Below are 20,270 nucleotides of genomic sequence, written 5' to 3'. Positions count from 1 at the left end.
CCGGTGCGGAGGTGCGTCATGTCCAGTCAACATTTTGTCGTCGCGGCCCAGGATCGGTCCTGGCACTTTAGCTTCAAGGGCGATCTTACCGGGCCTTATTCGTCGCGCGAGGAAGCCGTTGCCGCTGCCATCGAGGAAGCCAGCAAGCTCGATGACAATGAGGTTGAAGTGGTGGTGCAGGATGCCGACCTCAAGACCGAGACCGTGTGGCGCCCCAATCAAGCCAAGCCCGCTTCGTAGCTACTTGCTCCACATGCCGCGCATCTGGGCGCCGATATCCATGCGCACCGGCGCGGGCGACAGGCCGTCGATATAGGCGGGCGTCACCGGGGGCCAGAGGATATCCTCGAACAGCGGCACCATGTTGCGCGGGATGAAACGCGTGCGCTGGGCATACAGGTGCCGATCGCCATGCTTGTGCTGCTGGGTGACAAAGAAGCGCTGCGGCACGATGACGTTGAGCTCATCCTTGGCTCGGGTCATCGCTACGTAGAGCAGGCGCCGCTCCTCTTCGAGCTCATGGGTAGAACCAGTGCCGAGGTCCGACGGAATGCAGCCATCCACTACGTTGAGCACATGCACCGACTTCCACTCCTGGCCCTTGGCCGAGTGGATGGTCGAGAGGATCAGGTAATCCTCATCGAGCAGCGGTACTCCCGACTGGTCGCTGGTGGCGTCGGGCGGATCGAGCGTCAGCTCGGTCAGAAACTTCTCCCGGCTTTGATAACCGCCGGCGATCTGTTCGAGCTGCAAGATATCGGCCTGGCGGATGATGGCATCCTCAAAGATCGCCTCCATCAGCGGCTCGTACCACAGCCAGGCATAGCCCAACTCTATCGGCCATGCTGTCTCGCGGCGCGACAGCCGGGTGAACATTTCCACCAGCCCGCTCCAGCCTTCGGCAGCGCGCGGCGGCGTCGGGATTTCGCCCAGCGCCCACACAGGGTCGGGCCCGGTCGCCATGGCGTCGAGCACTCTCCCCGCTGAAGCCGGGCCGACACCGGGCAGCAATTGCAGCACACGAAAGCCGGCCACCCGGTCGCGCGGATTTTCCACCCAACGCAGGATGGCCAGCAGATCCTTGATATGGGCGGCATCGAGGAACTTGAGGCCACCGAACTTTACGAACGGAATATTGCGCCGTGTCAGCTCGATTTCGAGCGGCCCGGAATGGCTTGAGGTGCGGAACAGCACGGCCTGGTTTTTCAGCGTCATGCCGCCCTCGCGCGCTTCGAGCACCTTGTGCACTACATAGCGCGCCTGATCGGCCTCATCGCGCACCGTCACCAGATACGGCTTGGCGTCGGAGAGCCGCTCGGTCCACAGGTTTTTGGTGAAGCGCTCGCTGGCCAGATCGATCACGGCATTGGCGGCGGCAAGGATCGGCTGGGTCGAGCGGTAATTGCGATCCAGCGTGATGATATCGGCCGGCGGCGAAAAGCTCGCCGGGAAATCGAGAATGTTGCGGACCGTGGCGGCGCGGAACGAATAGATCGACTGCGCATCGTCGCCCACCACCGTCAGGCCCTGCCCGCCCGGCCGCAGGGCCAGCAGCACCGATGACTGCAGCTTGTTGGTGTCCTGATACTCGTCGACAAGCACATGGTCGAACCGCGCAGAAACCTCGGCGGCAATGGCTGGCTCGGCCATCATGCCGGCCCAATAGAGCAGCAGGTCGTCGTAATCGAGCACGTTCTGGTTCTGCTTGGCCGCCACATAGGCGCCGAACAGGTTGCGCAATTGCTCGGGCCACATGGCGCACCACGGAAAGTGGTTCTTCAGCACCTCTTCAAGGTCGCCCTGCGCATTGACCACGCGCGAATAGATGGCAAGGCAGGTTCCCTTGGTGGGGAAACGGCTCTTGGCTTCGCTGAGGCCCAGTTCATACCGGACCAGGTTCATCAGGTCAGCGCTGTCTTCGCGATCATGGATGGTGAAGGCAGGATCGAGCCCGAGCTGGGTGGCATGCTCGCGCAGCAGGCGTGCGCCGATGCCGTGAAATGTCCCGGCCCAGCTCAGCGCATCGGTGACCGCGCCGGACGAGGTGCCCATGACACGCGCCGCGATGCGCTCGACACGGCGGCTCATTTCGCTTGCGGCACGGCGTGAGAAGGTCATCAACAGGATGCGCCGAGGGTCGGCGCCCTTGACGATAAGATGGGCCACCCGATGCGCCAGCGTATTGGTCTTGCCCGATCCAGCCCCGGCAATCACCAGCAGCGGACCCGACGTGGCCGAGCCGACGCCATGCTCGACGGCGCGGCGCTGCTCTGGATTGAGGATGTCGAGATAATCTGGGGCGGTGAGCACGAATCGGTCCGGTAAAGCTGCCGCAGCGGAGCACGTTTCTCGTTTTGTTCGCAACAACCTCACGCAGCCAATCACAGATGTGGGCTGGATCGTGACGCCGTCCAGACAAAGCGTTAGGGTTAACCACTGGCAAATCTGGCGAGGCTATCTTGCGGATGTCAGAACAGAATGAGCCGCATTGCGTATTGACGCGGGCGCCGGAGTTGGGCCGATGGTCATCGAGAACATCATGTATTTCGCGCTAGGTCTGCTGGTCGCTGGCCTGATGTCGCTGATCGTCCTGCCGGCGGTGTGGAAACGCGCGGTCCGGCTGACCAAGCGGCGCATCGAAGCCGCAACGCCAATCACCATGGCCGAATTCCGCGCCGACAAGGATCAATTGCGTGCCGAGTTTGCGCTGTCAACGCGCCGGCTGGAAATGAATGTCGAAACCTTGCGCAAGCGGCTTGCCGAGCAACTTGGCGAAGTAAACCAGAAGCGCAGCGACCTTGGCGCGCTCAAGGTCGAACGCGACCGGCACCAGGCCGTGGTCACCGAGCTTGAGGAGCGCGAGGCCGAACTGCGTGCTCGCACCACCGAGCTAGAGCGCGAGACCACCGACCTCGCCCAGCGCCTGCGCATGCGCGACCGCGAACTCGATAGCCACAATGACGAGGACGCCAACCGGCTGAACACGGCGCTGGCCATCGAACAAAAGCGCGCCACCTTCCTCGAAGACCAGGCCCGCAGCCTGATCGCCCGGCTGGAAAGCTCGGACCGCCGCAGCGCCGAAACCACCGCCGCCATCGCCCAGATGCGCGAAGCATTGGCCGGCCACAGCGACGACCGCTCCACCGATGCCGACAACCTGACCACCGCCGAAGCGCGCATGGCCAGCGCCGAAAACCGGCTCAACGCGCTGCTCGCCGAAACCACCGATACGTTGGAAAAGGCCAGCACCCGCAACCAGCAACTGCTGGCCGACAAGCTGGGCCTCGAAGCCGAAGTCGAACAGTTGCGCAAGAAGGTGGCCAATGTGGAATCCACCATTCTCGAAGACTGGGACACCGAGCGGCTCGAAGAAGCCCACCTGCGCGAGCGGCTGAACGACATCGCCGCCAGCGTCAGCCGCTTGGTCTATGCAGTGGATACCGATACTGCGGTGACCCAGCCCTCGGAAGAAAGCCTGTTCGACCGCGTCCAGCGCTTTGCCGATGACGGGGTGGGGAGCGACATGCTGCCGATCGAGCCACTGAAGGGCGAGCGCAAGGGCGGATCGGTGAGCGATCGCATGGCGGCGCTAAGGGAAATACAGGGGCGGTAGAGTCCTTGTCGGGTACCCCACCTGGCCTCCCCCTGATGAGGGGGAGGGACTTTATCGAGTTTATGGCACCATGTTGCCCAAATCGCCGCACAGATTCCTCCCCCTTTTCAGGGGGAGGTTAGGTGGGGGTATTCTTCCTTCTTCCCACACCCACCAGCCAACCTACTCAGCCCCAATCACCACTTCACGCGTCATCGTGCCAGTCGCCTGATCGAACAGCGCCAGCGTCGTTATGCCATCGATCATATACGTCACATTGATCGCCCCATCGCTCACCAGCGCTGAAACCACCTCTGCCCTAACGGGTATGGTGACTTCAGCGACGATGGTTGGCTCGGGACGATCGCGCATCACGCGATAGACAAGGGCGAAGCCAATCGCCATAAAGCCCAGCAACAGGATGCCGATCGATATCCCGAACGAACGGCGCGCCTTGCTGAACATGGCCAGCGCCTCGGGAGACAGCGGCTCATCCGCCTTGGAGCCGTTCGGCTCAGTCTGATTGGAATCGCTCATGGCCGAAAATACCGTTGAAGAGTTCGAGGGCGAGGAAGTCGAGGTCGTGGTCGATGCAGACCTGGCCGGCAACCGGCTCGATGCCGCTTTGGCCAAGGCACACCCTGCGCTGAGCCGCAGCCGGCTCAAGGAGCTGATCCTCGCCGATGCCGTCAGCATCAACGGCAAGACCATTAGCGAGCCCAAATACCGGGTAACGGAAGGCGAGACAATCGTCCTTCTTGCCCCACCCCCCGAGGATGCCGATCCGCAGCCGCAGGATATTCCGCTCGACATCCTGTTTGAAGACGACCAGCTCATTGTCATCAACAAGCCCGTCGGCATGGTGGTGCACCCTGCCCCCGGCTCGCCTGACCGCACGCTGGTCAACGCGCTGCTGTTCCATTGCGGCGATAGCCTGCAGGGCATCGGCGGCGTCAAGCGCCCCGGCATCGTACATCGCCTCGACCGCGACACCTCTGGCGTCATGGTGGCCGCCAAGACCGAACTGGCTCACAAGCACCTATCGGCGCAGTTTGCCGACCATGGCCGCACGGGCCCGTTGCACCGCGCCTATATCGCCTATGTCTGGGGCACCACCGAGACCGCCAAGGGCACCGTCGAGGCGCCGCTAGGCCGTGACCAGAATAACCGGTTGAAGCAGACCGTGCGCAAGGATGGCCGCGAGGCGATCACCCACTATTTCGTCGAAGCGCGCTTTGGCGGCGAGGGCTGGGACATCACCCGCGTGCAGTGTCATCTCGAAACCGGCCGCACCCACCAGATCCGCGTCCACATGGCCTATATCAACCATCCGCTGGTCGCTGACTCGGTTTATGCATCCGGCTATGCCACCAAGATCAACAAGCTGACACCCGACGTGGCTGGCCCCATCCAGGCGCTGGGTCGGCAGGCGCTGCATGCCGCGGAGCTGGGCTTCGAGCATCCGGTGACCGGCGAGGAGCTGCACTTCGAGGCGCCCTTGCCGCCAGATTTGCAGGCGCTGGACGATGTGCTGCAGGACTACGACAAGGCGTTTGCGCGCTAGAGCGTGCCGAGTCACCGCTTGGTGAATGAACCACGTGGGCTGCTCGCGCGTAATATTTGGACGGAGCGATGCAAGGGTTGGAACCCTTTCGCATTTGTAACGTTTTCGCGCGCTTGTGCTCTTACATTCGCCTGATTGCGGCTTATATATCCATCGTAGTTTGCCGATGGGCCGGGTTTGGACATCGCGTCAATCACATTTCGCCCCTGATGGGCACGCGGTTCGGCAATCTTGCCGCAATCCAGCGTGGCTACAGTGGGGGACAGGAAAGGGGTGCATTAATGGCCCAGACAAATTTGCCGGTGCTTTCAGCAGAAGGCGGCCTGAGCCGTTATCTTCAGGAAATTCGCAAGTTCCCCATGCTGGAACCGAATGAAGAATACATGCTGGCAAAGCGCTACAAGGAACACGAAGATCCCCGCGCAGCGCAAAAGCTGATCACCAGCCACCTGCGTCTCGTCGCCAAGATCGCAATGGGCTATCGCGGCTACGGCCTGCCGATTTCCGAAGTGATTTCGGAAGGCAATGTGGGCCTGATGCATGCTGTGAAGCGCTTCGAGCCCGAAAAGGGCTTCCGCCTGGCAACCTACGCCATGTGGTGGATTCGTGCTGCCATCCAGGAATATGTGTTGCGGAGCTGGAGCCTCGTCAAGATCGGCACCACCGCCGCCCAGAAGCGCCTATTCTTCAACCTTCGCAAGGTGAAGGGCCAGATCGCTGCGCTGGACGATGGTGCGCTGCATCCCGACCAGATCACCCAGATCGCCACCACGCTCAAGGTCACCGAGGCCGATGTGGTCTCGATGAATGCCCGCCTGTCCGGCGACGCCTCACTCAACTCGCCGATGCGAGCTGACGAAGGAAGTTCGGAATGGCAGGACTGGCTGGTCGATGACACCCCAAGTGCCGAGACCACGCTGGGCGAGAGCGAGGAATATTCCGAGCGCATGGGCCTGCTCAACAACGCCATGAGCGTGCTTAACGAGCGCGAGAAGGCCATCTTCCACGCCCGCCGCCTGCAGGAAAGCCCGTCCACTTTGGAAGAGCTGGCCCAGCAGTATGACGTCAGCCGTGAGCGTATCCGCCAGATCGAAGTCCGCGCATTTGAAAAAGTGCAGGACGCCGTCAGGGTTGCGGCTGCAGCGCATTAAATTGGTTTACCTGAATGCGGAAGGCGGGCTCAGGCCCGCCTTTTTTGTTGAATCCAAATTCTCCTAGCCATCCCACCCGCGATGTCATCCCGGACTTGATCCGGGATCCATCTCGAGATTGTTCCCCCGCCGCAAAGTAGCTCGAATAGCCATCGACCGGGCCCAATCATCTCAGGATGGAGCCCGGATCAAGTCCGGGATGACACCGAGTTCGTGGGGGCTAGCGCTCTTGGCTCGCCGCCATCAGATCCCACAACCGCTCCTTGCCAAGGATCAGCAGCCACGGTGTATCGTCAGCGGGCACGACCTCGACATTCCCACCGGTCCCCTCGTTGGACGTGCCGATCAGCCCGCCTGGCTCAAGCGTCAGACCGTCCATCGGATAAAACAGTCCCGATGAATGATCAAACCTGATCGGCAGCAGCGGATGGATTGAGACGCGCTCCTTGGGGCCTGCCTCGAAGCTGATCGGCCCGACCACCGCCAGCGCCACATCCACCTCATCCACCAGCAGCAGCTTACGGCTCGGCGCGAACTGCAGCACCGCACTCAGCGCAGCCAGCGTGTGATCGAGCCGTTTGCCGGTCATGCCCAGCGCCAGCGTCACGGGCGCCCGCGTCGAATACAGCGCCTTCTGAAAATCGGTGGTGATCTGTTCCGGGATGTGGATGACACGTGTTCGCGCCTCCCAGGCGGCACGATCGCTCAGCGAATCGAGGTCGCCGATGATGGCGGCTGGGACCAATCCGGCAGCGCCGATCGCATCGCCGCCACCATCGGCACCTACCAGCATGACGCCGCGTTCGGCCAGTTCCACCAGCAGGTTGGCATCAACGGCACCGCCACCAACAATCGCCAGGGGTCTGGCGGATACGACCATTGGCGCATCCGCCATGGGAACGGAAGTGTCTTGCACTGTCACAAAGCTCTCATTAAGTGTGAGGTGTCTCGCTGGGGTGTTCCGGAGGTTTCCGGAGCTGAGAGTTACCCATTGAACCTGAACCAGGTCATGCTGGCGGAGGAAGTTCGAGATGGCAAGGGCCTCTCGACGCCCTCACCATTGACACACATCCCTTCACTCATGGCCGCAAACCAATGAAGGGATGACCCATGGTCAAATCCACCCGTCTGGCGCTTGCGGTCCTTACGGGACTTATCGCGTCTCCTGCCTTTGCGCAGGACCTGCCCAAGCTCACCATCTACACCTATGACGGCTTTGCCGCCGAATGGGGCCCCGGCCCGGGCCTCAAGGCCGGCTTTGAGGCCACGTGCGTCTGTACCGTCGAGTGGGTAGCAGCAGACAGCTCCATCGGCACCCTGCGCCGCGTACAGCTCGAAGGCGCCAGCACAGAAGCCGACATCATCGTCGGGCTCGATACCGCCATTGCCGGCGAAGCCCGCGCCACCGGCCTGTTCGCCGATCATGGTCTCGACCTGTCGGGGCTCAGCCTCCCCGAGCCTTGGACCGATGGACAGTTCGTGCCATTCGACTATGCCCATTTTGCATTTGTCTATGACAGCGACACCGTCGCGACGCCCCCGAAGTCGTTCGAGGAGCTGATTGCACTGCCCGAGGACTTCAAGATCGTGGTGCAGGACCCGCGTTCGGCGACGCCGGGCCTTGGCCTCGTGCTGTGGATCGCTGCCGCCTATGGCGACCGTGCGCCGGAAATCTGGGCCGGGCTAAAGCCACATATCCTGACCGTGACGCGCGAATGGAGCGAGAGCTACAATCTGTTCCTGACCGGCGAGGCCGACATGGCGCTGAGCTATTCCACTTCGCCGGCCTATCACATCATTTCCGAGGGCGATGACACCATCCATGCTGCGATCTTTAGCGAGGGTCATCTGGCTCAGACCGAAGTAGCGGGAATTTTGAGGTCGTCTGACCAGCCGGAACTGGCCAAGCAGTTTCTCGCGTATCTGACTTCGATGGATGGGCAGAAGCTCATCCCCTCGACCAACTGGATGTTCCCGGTGACCGATATCGGCGACGCGCTTGACCCGGCCTTCGCTACCCTGCCGCAACCGGCCAAGACGCTGACGCTGACGGACGAAGACATCGCGGCCAACAGCCAGCGCTGGATCGACCAGATGCTGGCGGCTGTGCAGTAAGCCGCAGAGATGGCCACGAATGCAATGCAGCACCTCCCCCTTGACGGGGGAGGTTTGGTGGGGGTGCACGCTAGCCCGCAGGCCTCGTGCCCAAGCAGCCCCCGCCCCAACCCTCCCCTCAAGGGGGAGGGTGCCACCCGGTGATTGGGACAAAAGTCATGCTGACCCTCCCTCATCGCCCCATCCGTATCCTCGCTGCCCTAACCCTTGCCACCGCGATCGCCACGCTCATTGCCTTGGTGCTCTGGGCGATCATGGCTGCCGCGACGGGTAACAGCACCGGATCGCGCATCGATATCCCACACCTGCTGCGCATGACCTCGATCCAGGCCGGCCTGACCGCAGTCTTGTCGCTCCTTGTCGGCGCGGCACTGGCATGGTCGCTCAACCGCTTGCGCTTTCCGGGGCGGGATATGGTGGTTGGCCTGTTCGCTTCGGCCATCGTGACGCCGGGCATGGTTGTAGCGTTTGGGCTGTTGTCGATCTGGGGCCGCAATGGCTGGATCAATCGGGCCAGCGAGGCGCTCTTCGGCACGTCCATTGGCAATCCGGCGTTTGGGCTGAGCGGTATCTTGCTGGCCCATGTGGTGCTCGACGGGGCCTTTGCCGCGCGCATCATGCTGGCACGGCTCGATGCCATCCCAAGCGCCCGGCTCAAGACCGGGCAGTCGCTGGGTCTCTCGGCGTGGCAGCGCTTCACCCTGCTCGATTTGCCGGCGATCCGCGGCACTGTTCCTGGCCTTGCCGCCATCATTTTCTTGCTCGCCTTCACCAGCTTCCCCATCGTGCTGATGCTGGGCGGCGGTCCGGCCAACCAGACGCTTGAAGTGGCAATCTACGCTGCCGTGCGGCAGGATTTCGATCTGGTCGGCGCCGTCTATCTGGCCACTACCCAGATTGCAGTTTGCTCGCTGGTAATCCTCGCCGCGTCGGCTCTGGCGCCGATCCCCACCAGCTTCGGCGCCTCGACCGCGCCGCGCTGGCGCGATGCCGGGCTGGCACAAGCCTTGCAAATCACCGTACTGGGACTTTGCCTTGTCGGTTTCGCCCTGCCGCTCCTGTCGGTGCTGGTCGACGGCCTCAGCTCCGGCATCGGGCGCATCGTCGCCAAGCCCAGCTTCTGGTGGGCTACGGCCAGCAGCCTGCTGATTGGCTCAGCCTCTGCACTGCTGACGCTTGCACTCGCCCTCACGCTGGCGCTGGGCCGCGGAGCCACCGGCCGGGGCATAGTGAGGACGCTGCTCGGCATGCCAGCTTTTGCCTATCTCGCCGTGCCGGCCGTCGTGCTATCGCTCGGCTTCTTCCTGCTGGTGCGTCAACTGGGCCTTGAGGCATCCTTTGCCGCCCCCTTTGTCGTCATTCTCGCCAATAGCCTGCTCGCCCTGCCCTTTGCCATGGCGACGCTTGGACCGCCACTCGAAGCAATCGCCCGCACCCGTGGAAAGCTGATCCGCTCGCTGGGTCTGTCCGGCTGGCAGCAGTTCGCCTCCGTGGAATATCCGCTGATCGGCCGCGATATCGGCGTCATGCTGGCGCTGGCCTTTTGTTTCTCGCTCGGCGACCTCGGCGTCATAGCCCTGTTCGGCACTCAGGATTTCCAGACCCTGCCGCTGATGATGTTCCGCGCGCTCGGCTCCTATCGCGGCAATGATGCCGCGGCCATCGCCGCTATCCTGCTGATTGGCACCGTTGTGGCCTTTGTCGGCTTGCCCAAGCTGTTTGAAAGAATCGCCCATGCTGCGCGTTGAAAAGCTGGCCTTCGCCCATCCCCGCCAGACCGTGCCTTACGAGTTTTCGCTGCTGGCGCATGCCGGCGAGGTCACCGCCGTGTCGGGCGCCAGCGGGTCGGGGAAATCCACGCTGCTCGACCTGTTGGCAGGGTTCTTGGTGCCCATATCGGGCCAGATCGAGCTCGATCATGAAAACCTTGTGCCACTGCCTCCTGAGCAGCGGCCGCTGTCGCTGCTGCTCCAGTCGGAAAGCCTGTTCGAGCATTTGAGTGCCGCCAGCAATATAGCCCTCGGCCTGCCCCGACACACACTGAAGGCCGAGCAGAGACAGAAGATCGCGGCGGCTCTGGCCGAAGTTGGGCTGGATGGCCTGGGCAACCAGCAGGCCGGGACCCTGTCCGGTGGACAGAAACAGCGCGTCGCCCTGGCACGGACCCTGCTGCGAGCCCGGCCGGTGCTGCTGCTCGATGAGCCGTTTTCAGCGTTGGACGACGAAACGCGCGTGGTCATCCGCGAGTTGGTGCGCACACTCACCGTCCGCCACCGCTGGCACACCATACTGGTCAGCCACCATGCGAATGATGTCGAGACGCTGGCAAGCAGGCGTTATGTGCTGCGGGATGGGCAATTGTTGGCGATCTAGTAGCTTTAGGCACTGACCCGGGCGCTACTGCGCCCAGATGCGAACACCCCACCGCTTTCTCCCTCGGGCTTGACCCGAGGGCCACTATCAACCCGGCATAGGCGGTGAAAGACCCTTGGATCAAGTCCGAGGGAAAACCCGTGGGTGGGTTGGATCTGTGCATAGACTTAACCTGAGCCCGTCGAAGGACGAGGTCGTGTGAACTGGCGTGAGCGACGAGCCGGGCGCTACTGCGCCCAGGTCGCAAAGACCTTGTCGAACAGGACCTGCGCCGTGTCATCCTTTTCGAGGGTGATGATGGCATTGCGGCCCGTGCCATAGACCACAGCCAAATCCATCCAGCGGCGGTTTTCGAGCAAGTCGGTATTGGTCGTCGCATCGGCCGGCGTCGCGCTGAGCGCGAACAGGAACGAATTGCCCACGACGCGTGCCGAAGCACCGACCAGAGCCGTGCCCGGCACCAGTTCTTCATCCTTAAGCAACACGCCCGGCAGGTTGGCAATGGTGCCGCCGATGAAGGTGTCGCTGACCTTGAAATCGACTTCCATAAGATGGCTGGCCGGCAGGCTTGGGTCCGAGTTCTTGCGGATGGTGATATCGACGCCCAGGTTACGCGCCGGAATACTGGCCGTACCCTTGAGTGTCGGCAGGCCCAGTTCATCGACGCCTTCGCTCCATTCCACCGTGCCCGAGAAGGGAACGGCGCCGGTCGTGCCATCCTGGCTGGCTTCCAGCAACAGTGACTGGCTGCCGGCCAGCACGGCCGGATCGACCGATGCCGCTGGATCGTTGGCAGCGGCAGTCGCGGCTTCGATACCCGGCAGGCGCTCTTCACTCTTGATTTCGCCGGTGCCAATGTCGGGCAGCACGGTTTCCGTTCCCGTGGGCTGCACCGCCTGCGGGGTTGGCTCAAGCCGTTCATCGGCGGACAGGCCGCTGAGTTCGGGATCAACTTGATCGGTCGTTGCGGTGGCCGACGTATTGCCTGGGCCGGCAGCGCTATCGACCGGCTGGATTGGATCGAGCGTCGGCGTGGTGGTGGCGTCTGCAGTTTCCGTTACCGGCGCCGTGGCCTGGCCGAACATCTGGTCGAGATCGACATAGCCTTCACGCCATGCCCAAAACCCGGCGCCCCCGACACCGGCCAGCAGGATTGCAAAGACCACGAGGAAAATGGTGAGACCGCCACCACCGCGCGATGGCGGCGGGGCATCGGCAAAGCCGGAATCGTCGGGAGCATTGCCGGCATTGGCCATGGCAAAGCTGTCGAGCGAGCGCTCCGGCGGCGCCGAGGTCGATTCACCACGAGCTTCGCGGTCCAGCGTTTCGATAGCACGCTCGATGACGCCTTCCGCTTCGCTTGGGTCGCGCTCGACCTCGACCTCCCGCACGGTCGACAAAGCCCTGTCTACGGGCGGCGCTGCAACAACGGCGATTGGCGCGATGACCTGCTGGCGGGCAACAGCCTGGTTGCCCATCGAAGGTTCGACGCGTGGCGCCGGGCGCGTCGGCTCCACCACGGAGTTTGCAGCCTGCGGCAACGGCTCGCGGCGGGATTCAAAACTGGGCGCCTTGAGGGGCGCTTCGATCGGTCGAGCATTGGACGGCTGGGGCAATGGCGAGGTCGGGCCGGTTTTTGCCGCTTCGGCACGCGCCACTATAGATGGAAACGAGCGCAGTTCCGGGACCGTCCTCTCGGCCGGTGATTCGACCTGCTTGACCAGTTTGACCGGAGCGCCCGAGGTTTCCGCAGCCTGGGAAATGATATCCTCGATGGACATCGTATCCCGAACTACAGTCGAGTTTACAGCGAGCTTGGGAGCCTCGACAAGTCGAGGGGGCTCGACCGCCCGTGGCGTCTCTACGACCTTGGGCGCCTCGACAGGCCACGGTGTTTCAACCGGCCCTGCGGCATCGGGCTCGGGGCGAGGTGCGGCGGGCGGCGGCGAAGAAATGCGTGGCGAGAGCACGTTATCACGACCCAGCGTGATGACGGCCTCGCTGGCTTCCTGCTCGACCTGGCGGATACAGTCTTCGAGCTGCAGGCGATGCTGGGTGATTTCACGTGCCGGCAATGGGGGCGTGATGGCGCGTAACTGCCCCACGAGGGCCGAGCGCGCCTTTTCATAAACTGCCCTACGGACAGCCCCATTGTTCTCGGGAAGCGCCGAGACAGCCCGGCGCAACAGCTCCTTGTAGTCCGCCATTGGTTAGTTGGTACTCACAATTGCAGCGACGTGTTGTAACAAAAAATATCAGTCTTGGAATGGGTCAACGACAAGGATGGTATCGAGCCTTTCCGGGCTCGTCGACAGCATCGCCACCGGGGCGCCGATCTGTTCTTCGATATACCTTACATATTTGATCGCCTGTGCCGGCAAATCCGCCCAGCTGCGCGCGCCGGCAGTGGTCTCGGACCAGCCTTCGAGGGTCTCATAAATCGGTTTAACGCGGGCCTGAGCCCCCATTGAGGCAGGCAAGTAATCAATGCGTGATCCATCGAGTTCATAGGCCACGCAGACCTTGATCTCCTTGAGGCCATCGAGCACGTCGAGCTTGGTCAGCGCAATGCCGGTAATGCCCGAGGTCTTCACGGTCTGGCGCACCAAGACGGCATCGAACCAGCCACAGCGACGCGGGCGACCGGTATTGACGCCGACTTCCTTGCCGACTGTCGCCAGGTGGCGGCCGATTTCGTCATCCAGCTCGCAGGGAAACGGGCCTTCGCCGACCCGGGTCGTATAGGCCTTGGTAATGCCCAGCACGTAGCCGATGGACGTCGGACCAAGGCCCGAACCGGTAGCAGCCTGGCCGGCGACGGTATTGGAGGAGGTAACGAACGGATAGGTGCCGTGGTCATTGTCGAGCAATGCGCCCTGCGCACCCTCAAAGAGGATTCGCGCACCGGCCCTGCGCTTGTCGTCGAGCACCTTCCAGACCTGGTCCATAAAGGGCAGGATTTCAGCAGCAACCGAGATTAGCTCGTCATAAATCTTCTGCGCCTCGATCTCGACCAGGCCCATGCCGCGACGCAGCGCATTGTGGTGGCCGAGCAGGCGCTCGATCTTGACCATCAGCGTATCTGGTTCGGACAAATCGATCAGGCGGATGGAGCGACGGCCGACCTTGTCTTCATAGGCCGGACCGATACCGCGCTTGGTGGTGCCGATCTTGAGTCCCGAATTGGAGTCCTCGCGGATCGCATCGAGCTCGCGATGCAGCGACAGGATCAGCGGTGCATTATCGGCAATCCGCAGGATTTCAGGGGTGATCTCGACGCCCTGCGCCCGCAGCTTGGCCAACTCCTGCACGAAGTGGTGTGGATCGACCACCACGCCATTGCCGATGACCGAGAATTTGCCCTGCACCAGGCCCGAAGGCAGCAGCGCCAGCTTGTAGCTGACGCCATCGATGACCAGTGTGTGGCCGGCATTGTGGCCGCCATGGTAGCGCACCACCACATCGGCGCGCTCCGAGAGCCAGTCGACAATCTTGCCCTTGCCCTCATCGCCCCATTGCGAGCCGACGACAACCACATTAGCCATGAAAATACCTTCTCCAGATAGGCGCGACGCAAAGGGCCCGGCCTGTTTGCCGCACCCTTATCCCATTGGACGTCTGTCCCCCCGGTCACCTTGGGTATGAGTTTGAACGTGACCGAATAACTGCTAAGTCCGATTGTCCTTACATCACCCGAGCGACGATGACAAAGCCGCTAGATAACCAAAATCGCGGCATTTCCGCGCCAGTGCTCGACCAGCCCTATCTGCTTCTCATTCTGGCACCACTGTTCTGGGGTGGTAATGTCGTTGCGGCCAAGCTGGTAGTGGGCGAAATCGACCCGTTTCTGCTGCTTTCCGCACGTTGCGTCGGGGCAACCTTGTTTATCTTGCCCTTCTCCTGGCGCTTCCTAGCGGTTGATTGGCCAGTGATCCGCCGCACCTGGCCCTTGCTGATGGCCTTCGGTGCGCTGGGCTATGCGCTCTATAATGTTCTGCTCTATGTCGGGCTGACCACAACCACGGCGGTCAATTCTTCCATCGAAACCGGCGCCCTGCCCATGATGATTCTCGCCGCCAATTTTGTCGTCTTTCGGGTGCGAGCCAAGGCGTTGCAGATCATCGGCGTGCTGATTGCCATTTCCGGCGTCATGCTGACCGCCACCCATGGCGACCTGCGGCGCATCCTGACGCTCGACATCAATATCGGCGATGGCTTCGTGCTGTTGGCCTGCCTGACCTACACGGCCTACACATTGGCCCTGCGGTTTCGACCGCAGGTCCACATGATGAGCTTCATGGCTGTGGCATTCACCGGCGCAGCAATCACCGGCCTCGTCATGCTGCAGCTGTTCGGCCCCGGCTTCACCAGCTACGCCACCATCCCCAGCATGTCGCCGGTGGTCTGGGCCGTGCTTGCCTATGTGATGGTGTTTCCATCCATGTTCAGCCAGATCGCCTATGCCCGCGGCGTCGAACTGGTCGGCCCCAATCGCGCCGCGCCGAGCCACAACCTGATCCCGGTGTTCGGCACGCTCGGTTCAGTCCTCATCCTCGGCGAACGGCTGGAGCTTTACCATTACATAGCCGCGGCCATCATCATCGCCGGCATTGTGCTGGCCGAATGGTCGGCGAGGCATAGAGTCTGACGTGGACGGAACAAGCACCATGCCGACCGACGAACACTTTCTAACCGATATCGAGGCCTTGGTGCAGCAGTATCTGCGCGAAACTGCCGGGCCGCGGGAGATGCTGTCGCTACTGCAATGGCAGATCGAACAGGGCGATCATCTCAATCAGCGCAGCACCATGCCCGGCCACCTGACCACCAGCGCCATCGTCCTGTCACCCGACCATTCACAGGCTCTGCTGATCGACCACGCCACCATCGGCCGCTGGCTGCAGCCGGGTGGTCATTACGAACCCGCAGATTATTTCTGGCAGTCAGCGGAACGCGAAGCGGTCGAGGAGACGGCGGTAATTGGCCTAACGCTGCATCCTTGGCACGCCGGAACGGACAATCCGTTCGTCATCGATAGCCACGACGTCCCCGGCAAGCCATCGCGCCACGAGAAGCCGCATGTCCACCACGACCTGCAATATCTGTTCATCGCGGACCCAGCGACGCCGCTGGTACATCAGGCAGAAGAAGTTCATGCCGCCAAATGGGCGGCGGTGGAGGAACTGGCGGGGATTACGCCGAAGGCATGGGCACGGTTGGGGATGATCGGCTAAAGTTAAGCGATAGCCAGATGGCGGGATGGGCGTGGAATCGGGCGCCCCATATCCATTGCGGCTTCAATCAAAACGCCGATGGCATCCTGGAAGTGGGCAATGGCTTCTTCTGGCGTGTCGCCATCGCTCATGCAGCCGGGCAAGTCGGGCACGGTTGTGCTGAAGCCCCCACCATCTTCTGGCGGAAGAGGCGAAACGATCACTGGGTATTCAAGGCTTGCCATGGCGCCGATCCACTTCGGTCACGAATGCAACCAACCGCCTGCTATCTACTGCCTTGATGGGCCTTTTGAAAGGCACCGTCAAAATCTCGGTCATCGCCGAATGATAAATCTTGTAGTGTGAGCCACCCCCGCGAGGCGGCTCACACACTATTTCAAACTCGCGGCAAAGCGCTGCTACGTCACTATTTGTCCAATCCGATTGCGGATGCCTCCGCATCTGATCAAGACGCTTTGACATGTCAGAACCGCAGTGCCTTGGCCTGCTTGACGCCTTCGAGCTTGGCGATTTCGCCGAGTTGTGCTTCGGTCAGGGTGCCGTCGATCGACACCAGCGCGATGGCGTCGGAGCCGACTTCGACGCGGCCGAGGTTGAAGTTGGCGATGTTGATGCCCAGCGTACCGAGCAGCGTGCCGAGACGACCGATGTGGCCTGGCTTGTCCTCGTTGGTCACATACAGCATGGACGGCGACAGCTCGGCTTCCATGTTGATGTCCTTGACCTGGATGACCCGCGGCTTGCCATTGGCAAAGATAGTGCCGGCAATGCTGCGCTCCTGGCGCTCGGTGGTGATGGTCAGGCGAATGTAGCCCTCATAGGCACCCTGGCGATCACGTGTCGTGGTCTCGACCACGATGCCACGATCCTTGGCGATCTGCGGCGCCGAAACCATGTTGATATCGCCCAGCGACGGCTTGAGCACGCCGTTGATCGCAGCGGCCACCATCGGCTTGGTGTTGAGCAGGCCGACGGTGCCTTCGAACTCGATCTTGATGCCGGTAATCGCCGTTTCGGTGAGCTGGCCGGCAAACGAACCGAGCGTTTCGGCAAGCTTGACCCATGGGGTCAGGATCGGCGCTTCCTCGGCCGAGATGGACGGGAAGTTGAGCGCATTGGTGATTTCGCCGCTCATCAGATAGGCCGAAATCTGCTCGGCTACCTGCAGCGCCACGTTCTCCTGCGCTTCGGTGGTCGCTGCGCCAAGATGGGGTGTGCAGATGACGTTGGGCAGGTCGAACAGTGGGTTATTCTCGGCCGGCTCCTGCAGGAACACGTCGAGCGCCGCGCCGGCAACCTGGCCGGACTTCAGCGCCGCAAGCAGCGCGTCTTCGTCGATCAACCCGCCACGGGCGCAGTTGATGATGCGGACGCCCTTCTTGGTCTTGGCCAGGGCCTCGGCGCTGATGATATTGCGCGTCGCGTCGATCAGCGGCGTGTGCAGCGTGATGAAATCGGCGCGGGCCAGCAGGTCGTCGAGCTCGACCTTTTCGACGCCCAGCGTCTGGGCGCGTTCGGGGGTCAGAAATGGGTCGAAGGCAATGACCTTCATGCGCAGGCCAATGGCGCGGTCGGCAACGATGGAGCCGATATTGCCGGCGCCGATCAGACCGAGGGTCTTGTTGGTGACCTCGACGCCCATGAAGCGGTTCTTTTCCCACTTCGAAGCGCGGGTCGAAGCATCGGCTTCCGGCAGCTGGCGGGCCAGTGCGAACATCATGGCAATGGCGTGCTCGGCCGTGGTGATCGAGTTGCCGAAGGGGGTGTTCATCACGATGATGCCCTTCTTGGTCGCAGCCGGAATGTCGACATTGTCGACACCGATGCCGGCGCGGCCGATGACCTTCAGATTGGTCGCGGCAGCAATGATCTTTTCGGTGATCTTGGAGGCCGAGCGGATGGCCAGGCCATCATACTGGCCGATCACTTCGAGCAGCTTATCCTTGTCCTTGCCGAGATCGGGCAGGTAATCCACCTCGACACCATTATCCTTGAAAATCTGGACGGCAGTCGGGCTGAGCTTGTCGGAAACGAGAACCTTGGGCATTGGGGGGAGTCCCTGAAAATATCGAGAGTTTTTGAAGGGGATACCCCCACCTAGCCTCCCCCTGATAGGGGGAGGAACGGCTCCGCGTTCAAGGCAACATAGTGCCAAAAACTCGATCAGCCCCTCCCCCTATCAGGGGAGGTTGGGTGGGGGTTTCTATGTTTAGGCAGCGGCCTTGTTGAGCGCGCTGAGCTCTTCCGCGAACGCAAAGTCCAGCCAGGGCACCAGCGCCGCTAGGTCGGACGCTTCGATGGTCGAGCCGGCCCAGATGCGCAGGCCCGAGGGGGCGTCCTTGTAGGATGCGATGTCATAGGCGACGCCGGCCTTGTCGAGGCGCGACACGATGGCCTTGGCAAACGCTGCCTGCTTGTCGCCATCGAGCGCCGTCACGGCAGGATCGACGATCGAGAAACACACCGAGGTGTTGGAGCGGTTGGCCGGCGTCTTGGCGAGGAATTCGACCCATTCGGTCTTGGCGACCCAGTCTTCCAGCACCTTGAAATTGGCATCGGCGCGGGCCTGCATGGCGCTGAGGCCACCCAGCGACTTGCCCCATTCCATGGCATCGATGGCGTCTTCGATACAGATCATCGAGGGCGTGTTGATGGTCGCGGCCTCGAACACTTCTTCGAGCAGCTTGCCGCCCTTGGTCAGGCGGAAAATCTTCGGCAGCGGCCGGTCGGGCTTATATGTCTCGAGGCGTTCGACCGCACGCGGCGACAAGATAAGAACGCCGTGGGCAGCTTCGCCACCCAGCGCTTTCTGCCAAGAGAAGGTCACGACATCGAGCTTGGCGAAATCGAGGTTCTGCGCAAACGCCGCCGAAGTGGCATCGCAGATGGTCAGGCCCTTGCGGTCGGCAGCGATCCAGTCGGCGTTTTCAACACGGACGCCAGACGTCGTCCCGTTCCAGGTGAACACCACGTCGCGGTCGAAATCCACCTGTCCGAGGTCTGGCAATTCGCCATAGCCGGCCTTGATGATCCGGGCGTCTTCGAGCTTGAGCTGCTTGCTCACGTCGGTGACCCAGCCTTCGCCGAAGCTTTCCCAGGCCAGCATGTCGACGCCACGGGCGCCGAGCATCGACCACATCGCCATTTCGACGGCGCCGGTGTCGGAAGCGGGAACGATGCCGATGCGGTAATCGGCCGGAACCTGCAGCAGTTCGCGCGTCAGGTCGATAGCGCGCTGGATGCGCGCCTTGCCGGGCTTGGAGCGGTGCGACCGACCAACCAGCGCATTGGCAAGCGCTTCAACCGTCCACCCAGGACGCTTGGCACAAGGGCCCGACGAAAAATTGGGGTTTGCCGGTTTAACCGCCGGCGCGATGTGGGGCATTGGAGCCATATTCAGCGACCCTCCCAGGTCTATGCGTCTCGCGTTAGGGCGAGATGTCCTGAGGCGGGAGATACGCCCGATGCCGGGGCGCCGTCAATAAGTCTTTTAGGCGCAAGATGTAGAAGGGAACCCATAATTTCCCCTTTCGGTTACCCATAACGATGGCGGAGTCTGTGGAAAATCAATGGTCTCAACCAACTTTCAGGTAACGAATGCCGACGCCCCCCAGCCGAGATCATCGGCCAGCCTTCGTGCACTTAGAAATCGCGCTGAATCGACTGAGAGGCTTTGTGAAAGGCTCGCTGTATTTTGGCTGCCGCTGCGCTAAAGTGGGGCGCGCACAGGTATCGCCTCCCCAAAACGCGAAAAACCAAGCGAGCCTGATCTTTCCGGGAGCATCTTCGTGGCTGAAGTCGACAAAGTCCCAAAAGCGCCGCCTCGCAAGGATGGTCGTAGGCCGTTTATGATTTATCTGGATCCCGGTCTGATCAAAGACATCAAACGCGCTGCGTTAGAGGCTGACCGGACCGCTTGTGAAATTGTTGAGGAGCAAATGCGATTGGCACTCAATGCCCCTCCTCACGAACGTGGCAAACGCACTTGATGCAGGCTTGGCTTGGATCTCAGTTGGGGGTCGGCGTCATATGCCTTTGCCCAAGCGCGTACAGGCACCGCGAGAGTTTGAGCGATATCGAACAAGAACCAGCATCTTGTTCCCGAGGTCCGTTGTGGTGAAGGGTTTCGGGTGCCTCTTGGCGTACGAAAGCCTCTCATGCAGGAACCCGTGGTCCGCAGGTGTTGCGCTATGGGTTTTGCTGTTTTGGGGTGATCGAGTGCGTGCCTCGAACAGGGGCGC

18 protein-coding genes and 1 riboswitch are annotated in these 20,270 nt (G+C 61.9%); of the genes, 10 read left to right on the top strand and 8 right to left on the bottom strand.

Annotated features, from left to right (window positions below; genetic code table 11):
* Window positions 1–18 precede the first annotated feature (18 nt).
* Complete coding sequence (locus tag WH91_RS04400) at window positions 19–240, top strand: hypothetical protein (RefSeq protein ID WP_046169803.1); 222 nt, start codon at window positions 19–21, stop codon at window positions 238–240.
* On the opposite strand, the gene WH91_RS04395 is transcribed toward WH91_RS04400, so the two are convergent.
* A complete protein-coding gene (locus tag WH91_RS04395) occupies window positions 241–2,310 on the bottom strand; it encodes an ATP-dependent helicase (RefSeq protein ID WP_046169802.1) in 2,070 nt (689 codons plus the stop codon). It abuts the gene before it with no gap.
* Window positions 2,311–2,521: 211 nt separating this feature from the next.
* Here WH91_RS04395 and WH91_RS04390 point away from each other — a divergent pair, with 211 nt between their 5' ends.
* Window positions 2,522–3,613: a coiled-coil domain-containing protein gene (locus WH91_RS04390; RefSeq protein WP_046169801.1), complete on the top strand. Its 1,092-nt coding sequence runs from the start codon at window positions 2,522–2,524 to the stop codon at window positions 3,611–3,613.
* Between the two features lie 162 nt (window positions 3,614–3,775).
* On the opposite strand, the gene WH91_RS04385 is transcribed toward WH91_RS04390, so the two are convergent.
* Window positions 3,776–4,129, bottom strand: coding sequence for a hypothetical protein (locus WH91_RS04385; RefSeq protein ID WP_046169800.1), 354 nt, complete (start codon window positions 4,127–4,129; stop codon window positions 3,776–3,778).
* On the opposite strand from WH91_RS04385, the gene WH91_RS04380 reads away from it, so the two are divergent.
* Complete coding sequence (locus tag WH91_RS04380) at window positions 4,128–5,156, top strand: RluA family pseudouridine synthase (RefSeq protein WP_046169799.1); 1,029 nt, start codon at window positions 4,128–4,130, stop codon at window positions 5,154–5,156. The two genes, WH91_RS04385 and WH91_RS04380, sit on opposite strands and share 2 nt — an antisense overlap.
* Window positions 5,157–5,437: 281 nt before the next feature.
* Window positions 5,438–6,307, top strand: a complete 870-nt coding sequence (gene rpoH / locus WH91_RS04375; RefSeq protein ID WP_046169798.1) for an RNA polymerase sigma factor RpoH — start codon at window positions 5,438–5,440, stop codon at window positions 6,305–6,307.
* Window positions 6,308–6,527: 220 nt separating this feature from the next.
* Here the strand turns inward: rpoH and WH91_RS04370 are convergent, their stop codons facing one another.
* A complete protein-coding gene (locus tag WH91_RS04370) occupies window positions 6,528–7,187 on the bottom strand; it encodes a thiamine diphosphokinase (protein ID WP_158409514.1) in 660 nt (219 codons plus the stop codon).
* Between the two features lie 62 nt (window positions 7,188–7,249).
* Window positions 7,250–7,348: riboswitch (TPP riboswitch) on the top strand.
* A gap of 69 nt (window positions 7,349–7,417) precedes the next feature.
* Between WH91_RS04370 and thiB the strand changes: the two genes are divergently transcribed.
* The 3 genes from thiB (at window position 7,418) to WH91_RS04355 (ending at window position 10,795) form a co-directional block, all read left to right on the top strand.
* The gene (thiB, locus tag WH91_RS04365) at window positions 7,418–8,422 is read left to right on the top strand and encodes a thiamine ABC transporter substrate binding subunit (protein ID WP_046169796.1); all 1,005 of its coding nucleotides are present in this window, start codon (window positions 7,418–7,420) and stop codon (window positions 8,420–8,422) included.
* Between the two features lie 158 nt (window positions 8,423–8,580).
* On the top strand, window positions 8,581–10,170 hold the full coding sequence (locus WH91_RS04360; RefSeq protein WP_046169795.1) for an ABC transporter permease family protein: 1,590 nt from the start codon (window positions 8,581–8,583) through the stop codon (window positions 10,168–10,170).
* Window positions 10,157–10,795, top strand: coding sequence for an ATP-binding cassette domain-containing protein (locus tag WH91_RS04355; protein ID WP_046169794.1), 639 nt, complete (start codon window positions 10,157–10,159; stop codon window positions 10,793–10,795). The genes WH91_RS04360 and WH91_RS04355 overlap by 14 nt, the downstream gene beginning before the upstream one ends.
* 227 nt (window positions 10,796–11,022) lie before the next feature.
* On the opposite strand, the gene WH91_RS04350 is transcribed toward WH91_RS04355, so the two are convergent.
* Both WH91_RS04350 and WH91_RS04345 read right to left on the bottom strand, forming a co-directional pair.
* Window positions 11,023–13,002: a hypothetical protein gene (locus WH91_RS04350; protein WP_046169793.1), complete on the bottom strand. Its 1,980-nt coding sequence runs from the start codon at window positions 13,000–13,002 to the stop codon at window positions 11,023–11,025.
* Between the two features lie 48 nt (window positions 13,003–13,050).
* Entirely contained in the window at window positions 13,051–14,340 is a 1,290-nt protein-coding gene (locus WH91_RS04345) for an adenylosuccinate synthase (protein ID WP_046169792.1), read from the bottom strand.
* A 158-nt stretch (window positions 14,341–14,498) separates the two neighbouring features.
* Here WH91_RS04345 and WH91_RS04340 point away from each other — a divergent pair, with 158 nt between their 5' ends.
* A complete protein-coding gene (locus WH91_RS04340; RefSeq protein ID WP_046169791.1) occupies window positions 14,499–15,443 on the top strand; it encodes a DMT family transporter in 945 nt (314 codons plus the stop codon).
* A gap of 19 nt (window positions 15,444–15,462) precedes the next feature.
* Window positions 15,463–16,029 carry an NUDIX hydrolase gene (locus tag WH91_RS04335; RefSeq protein WP_052952583.1) on the top strand — a complete coding sequence of 189 codons (567 nt, stop codon included), beginning with the start codon at window positions 15,463–15,465 and terminating at the stop codon, window positions 16,027–16,029.
* 2 nt (window positions 16,030–16,031) lie between these two features.
* Here WH91_RS04335 and WH91_RS04330 read toward each other — a convergent pair whose 3' ends face one another.
* From WH91_RS04330 to WH91_RS04320, 3 genes are all read right to left on the bottom strand, one after another.
* A complete protein-coding gene (locus WH91_RS04330) occupies window positions 16,032–16,253 on the bottom strand; it encodes a type II toxin-antitoxin system HicB family antitoxin (protein WP_046169790.1) in 222 nt (73 codons plus the stop codon).
* 239 nt (window positions 16,254–16,492) lie between these two features.
* Complete coding sequence (gene serA / locus WH91_RS04325) at window positions 16,493–18,076, bottom strand: phosphoglycerate dehydrogenase (protein ID WP_046169789.1); 1,584 nt, start codon at window positions 18,074–18,076, stop codon at window positions 16,493–16,495.
* Window positions 18,077–18,238: 162 nt separating this feature from the next.
* Entirely contained in the window at window positions 18,239–19,414 is a 1,176-nt protein-coding gene (locus tag WH91_RS04320) for a phosphoserine transaminase (RefSeq protein WP_046169788.1), read from the bottom strand.
* A 403-nt stretch (window positions 19,415–19,817) separates the two neighbouring features.
* Between WH91_RS04320 and WH91_RS24080 the strand changes: the two genes are divergently transcribed.
* Complete coding sequence (locus WH91_RS24080) at window positions 19,818–20,018, top strand: hypothetical protein (RefSeq protein WP_244542428.1); 201 nt, start codon at window positions 19,818–19,820, stop codon at window positions 20,016–20,018.
* Window positions 20,019–20,270 lie beyond the last annotated feature (252 nt).

Source organism: Devosia psychrophila (genome assembly GCF_000971275.1).
Lineage (GTDB): Bacteria > Pseudomonadota > Alphaproteobacteria > Rhizobiales > Devosiaceae > Devosia > Devosia psychrophila.
This window is presented reverse-complemented; position numbering and strand designations above follow the sequence as displayed.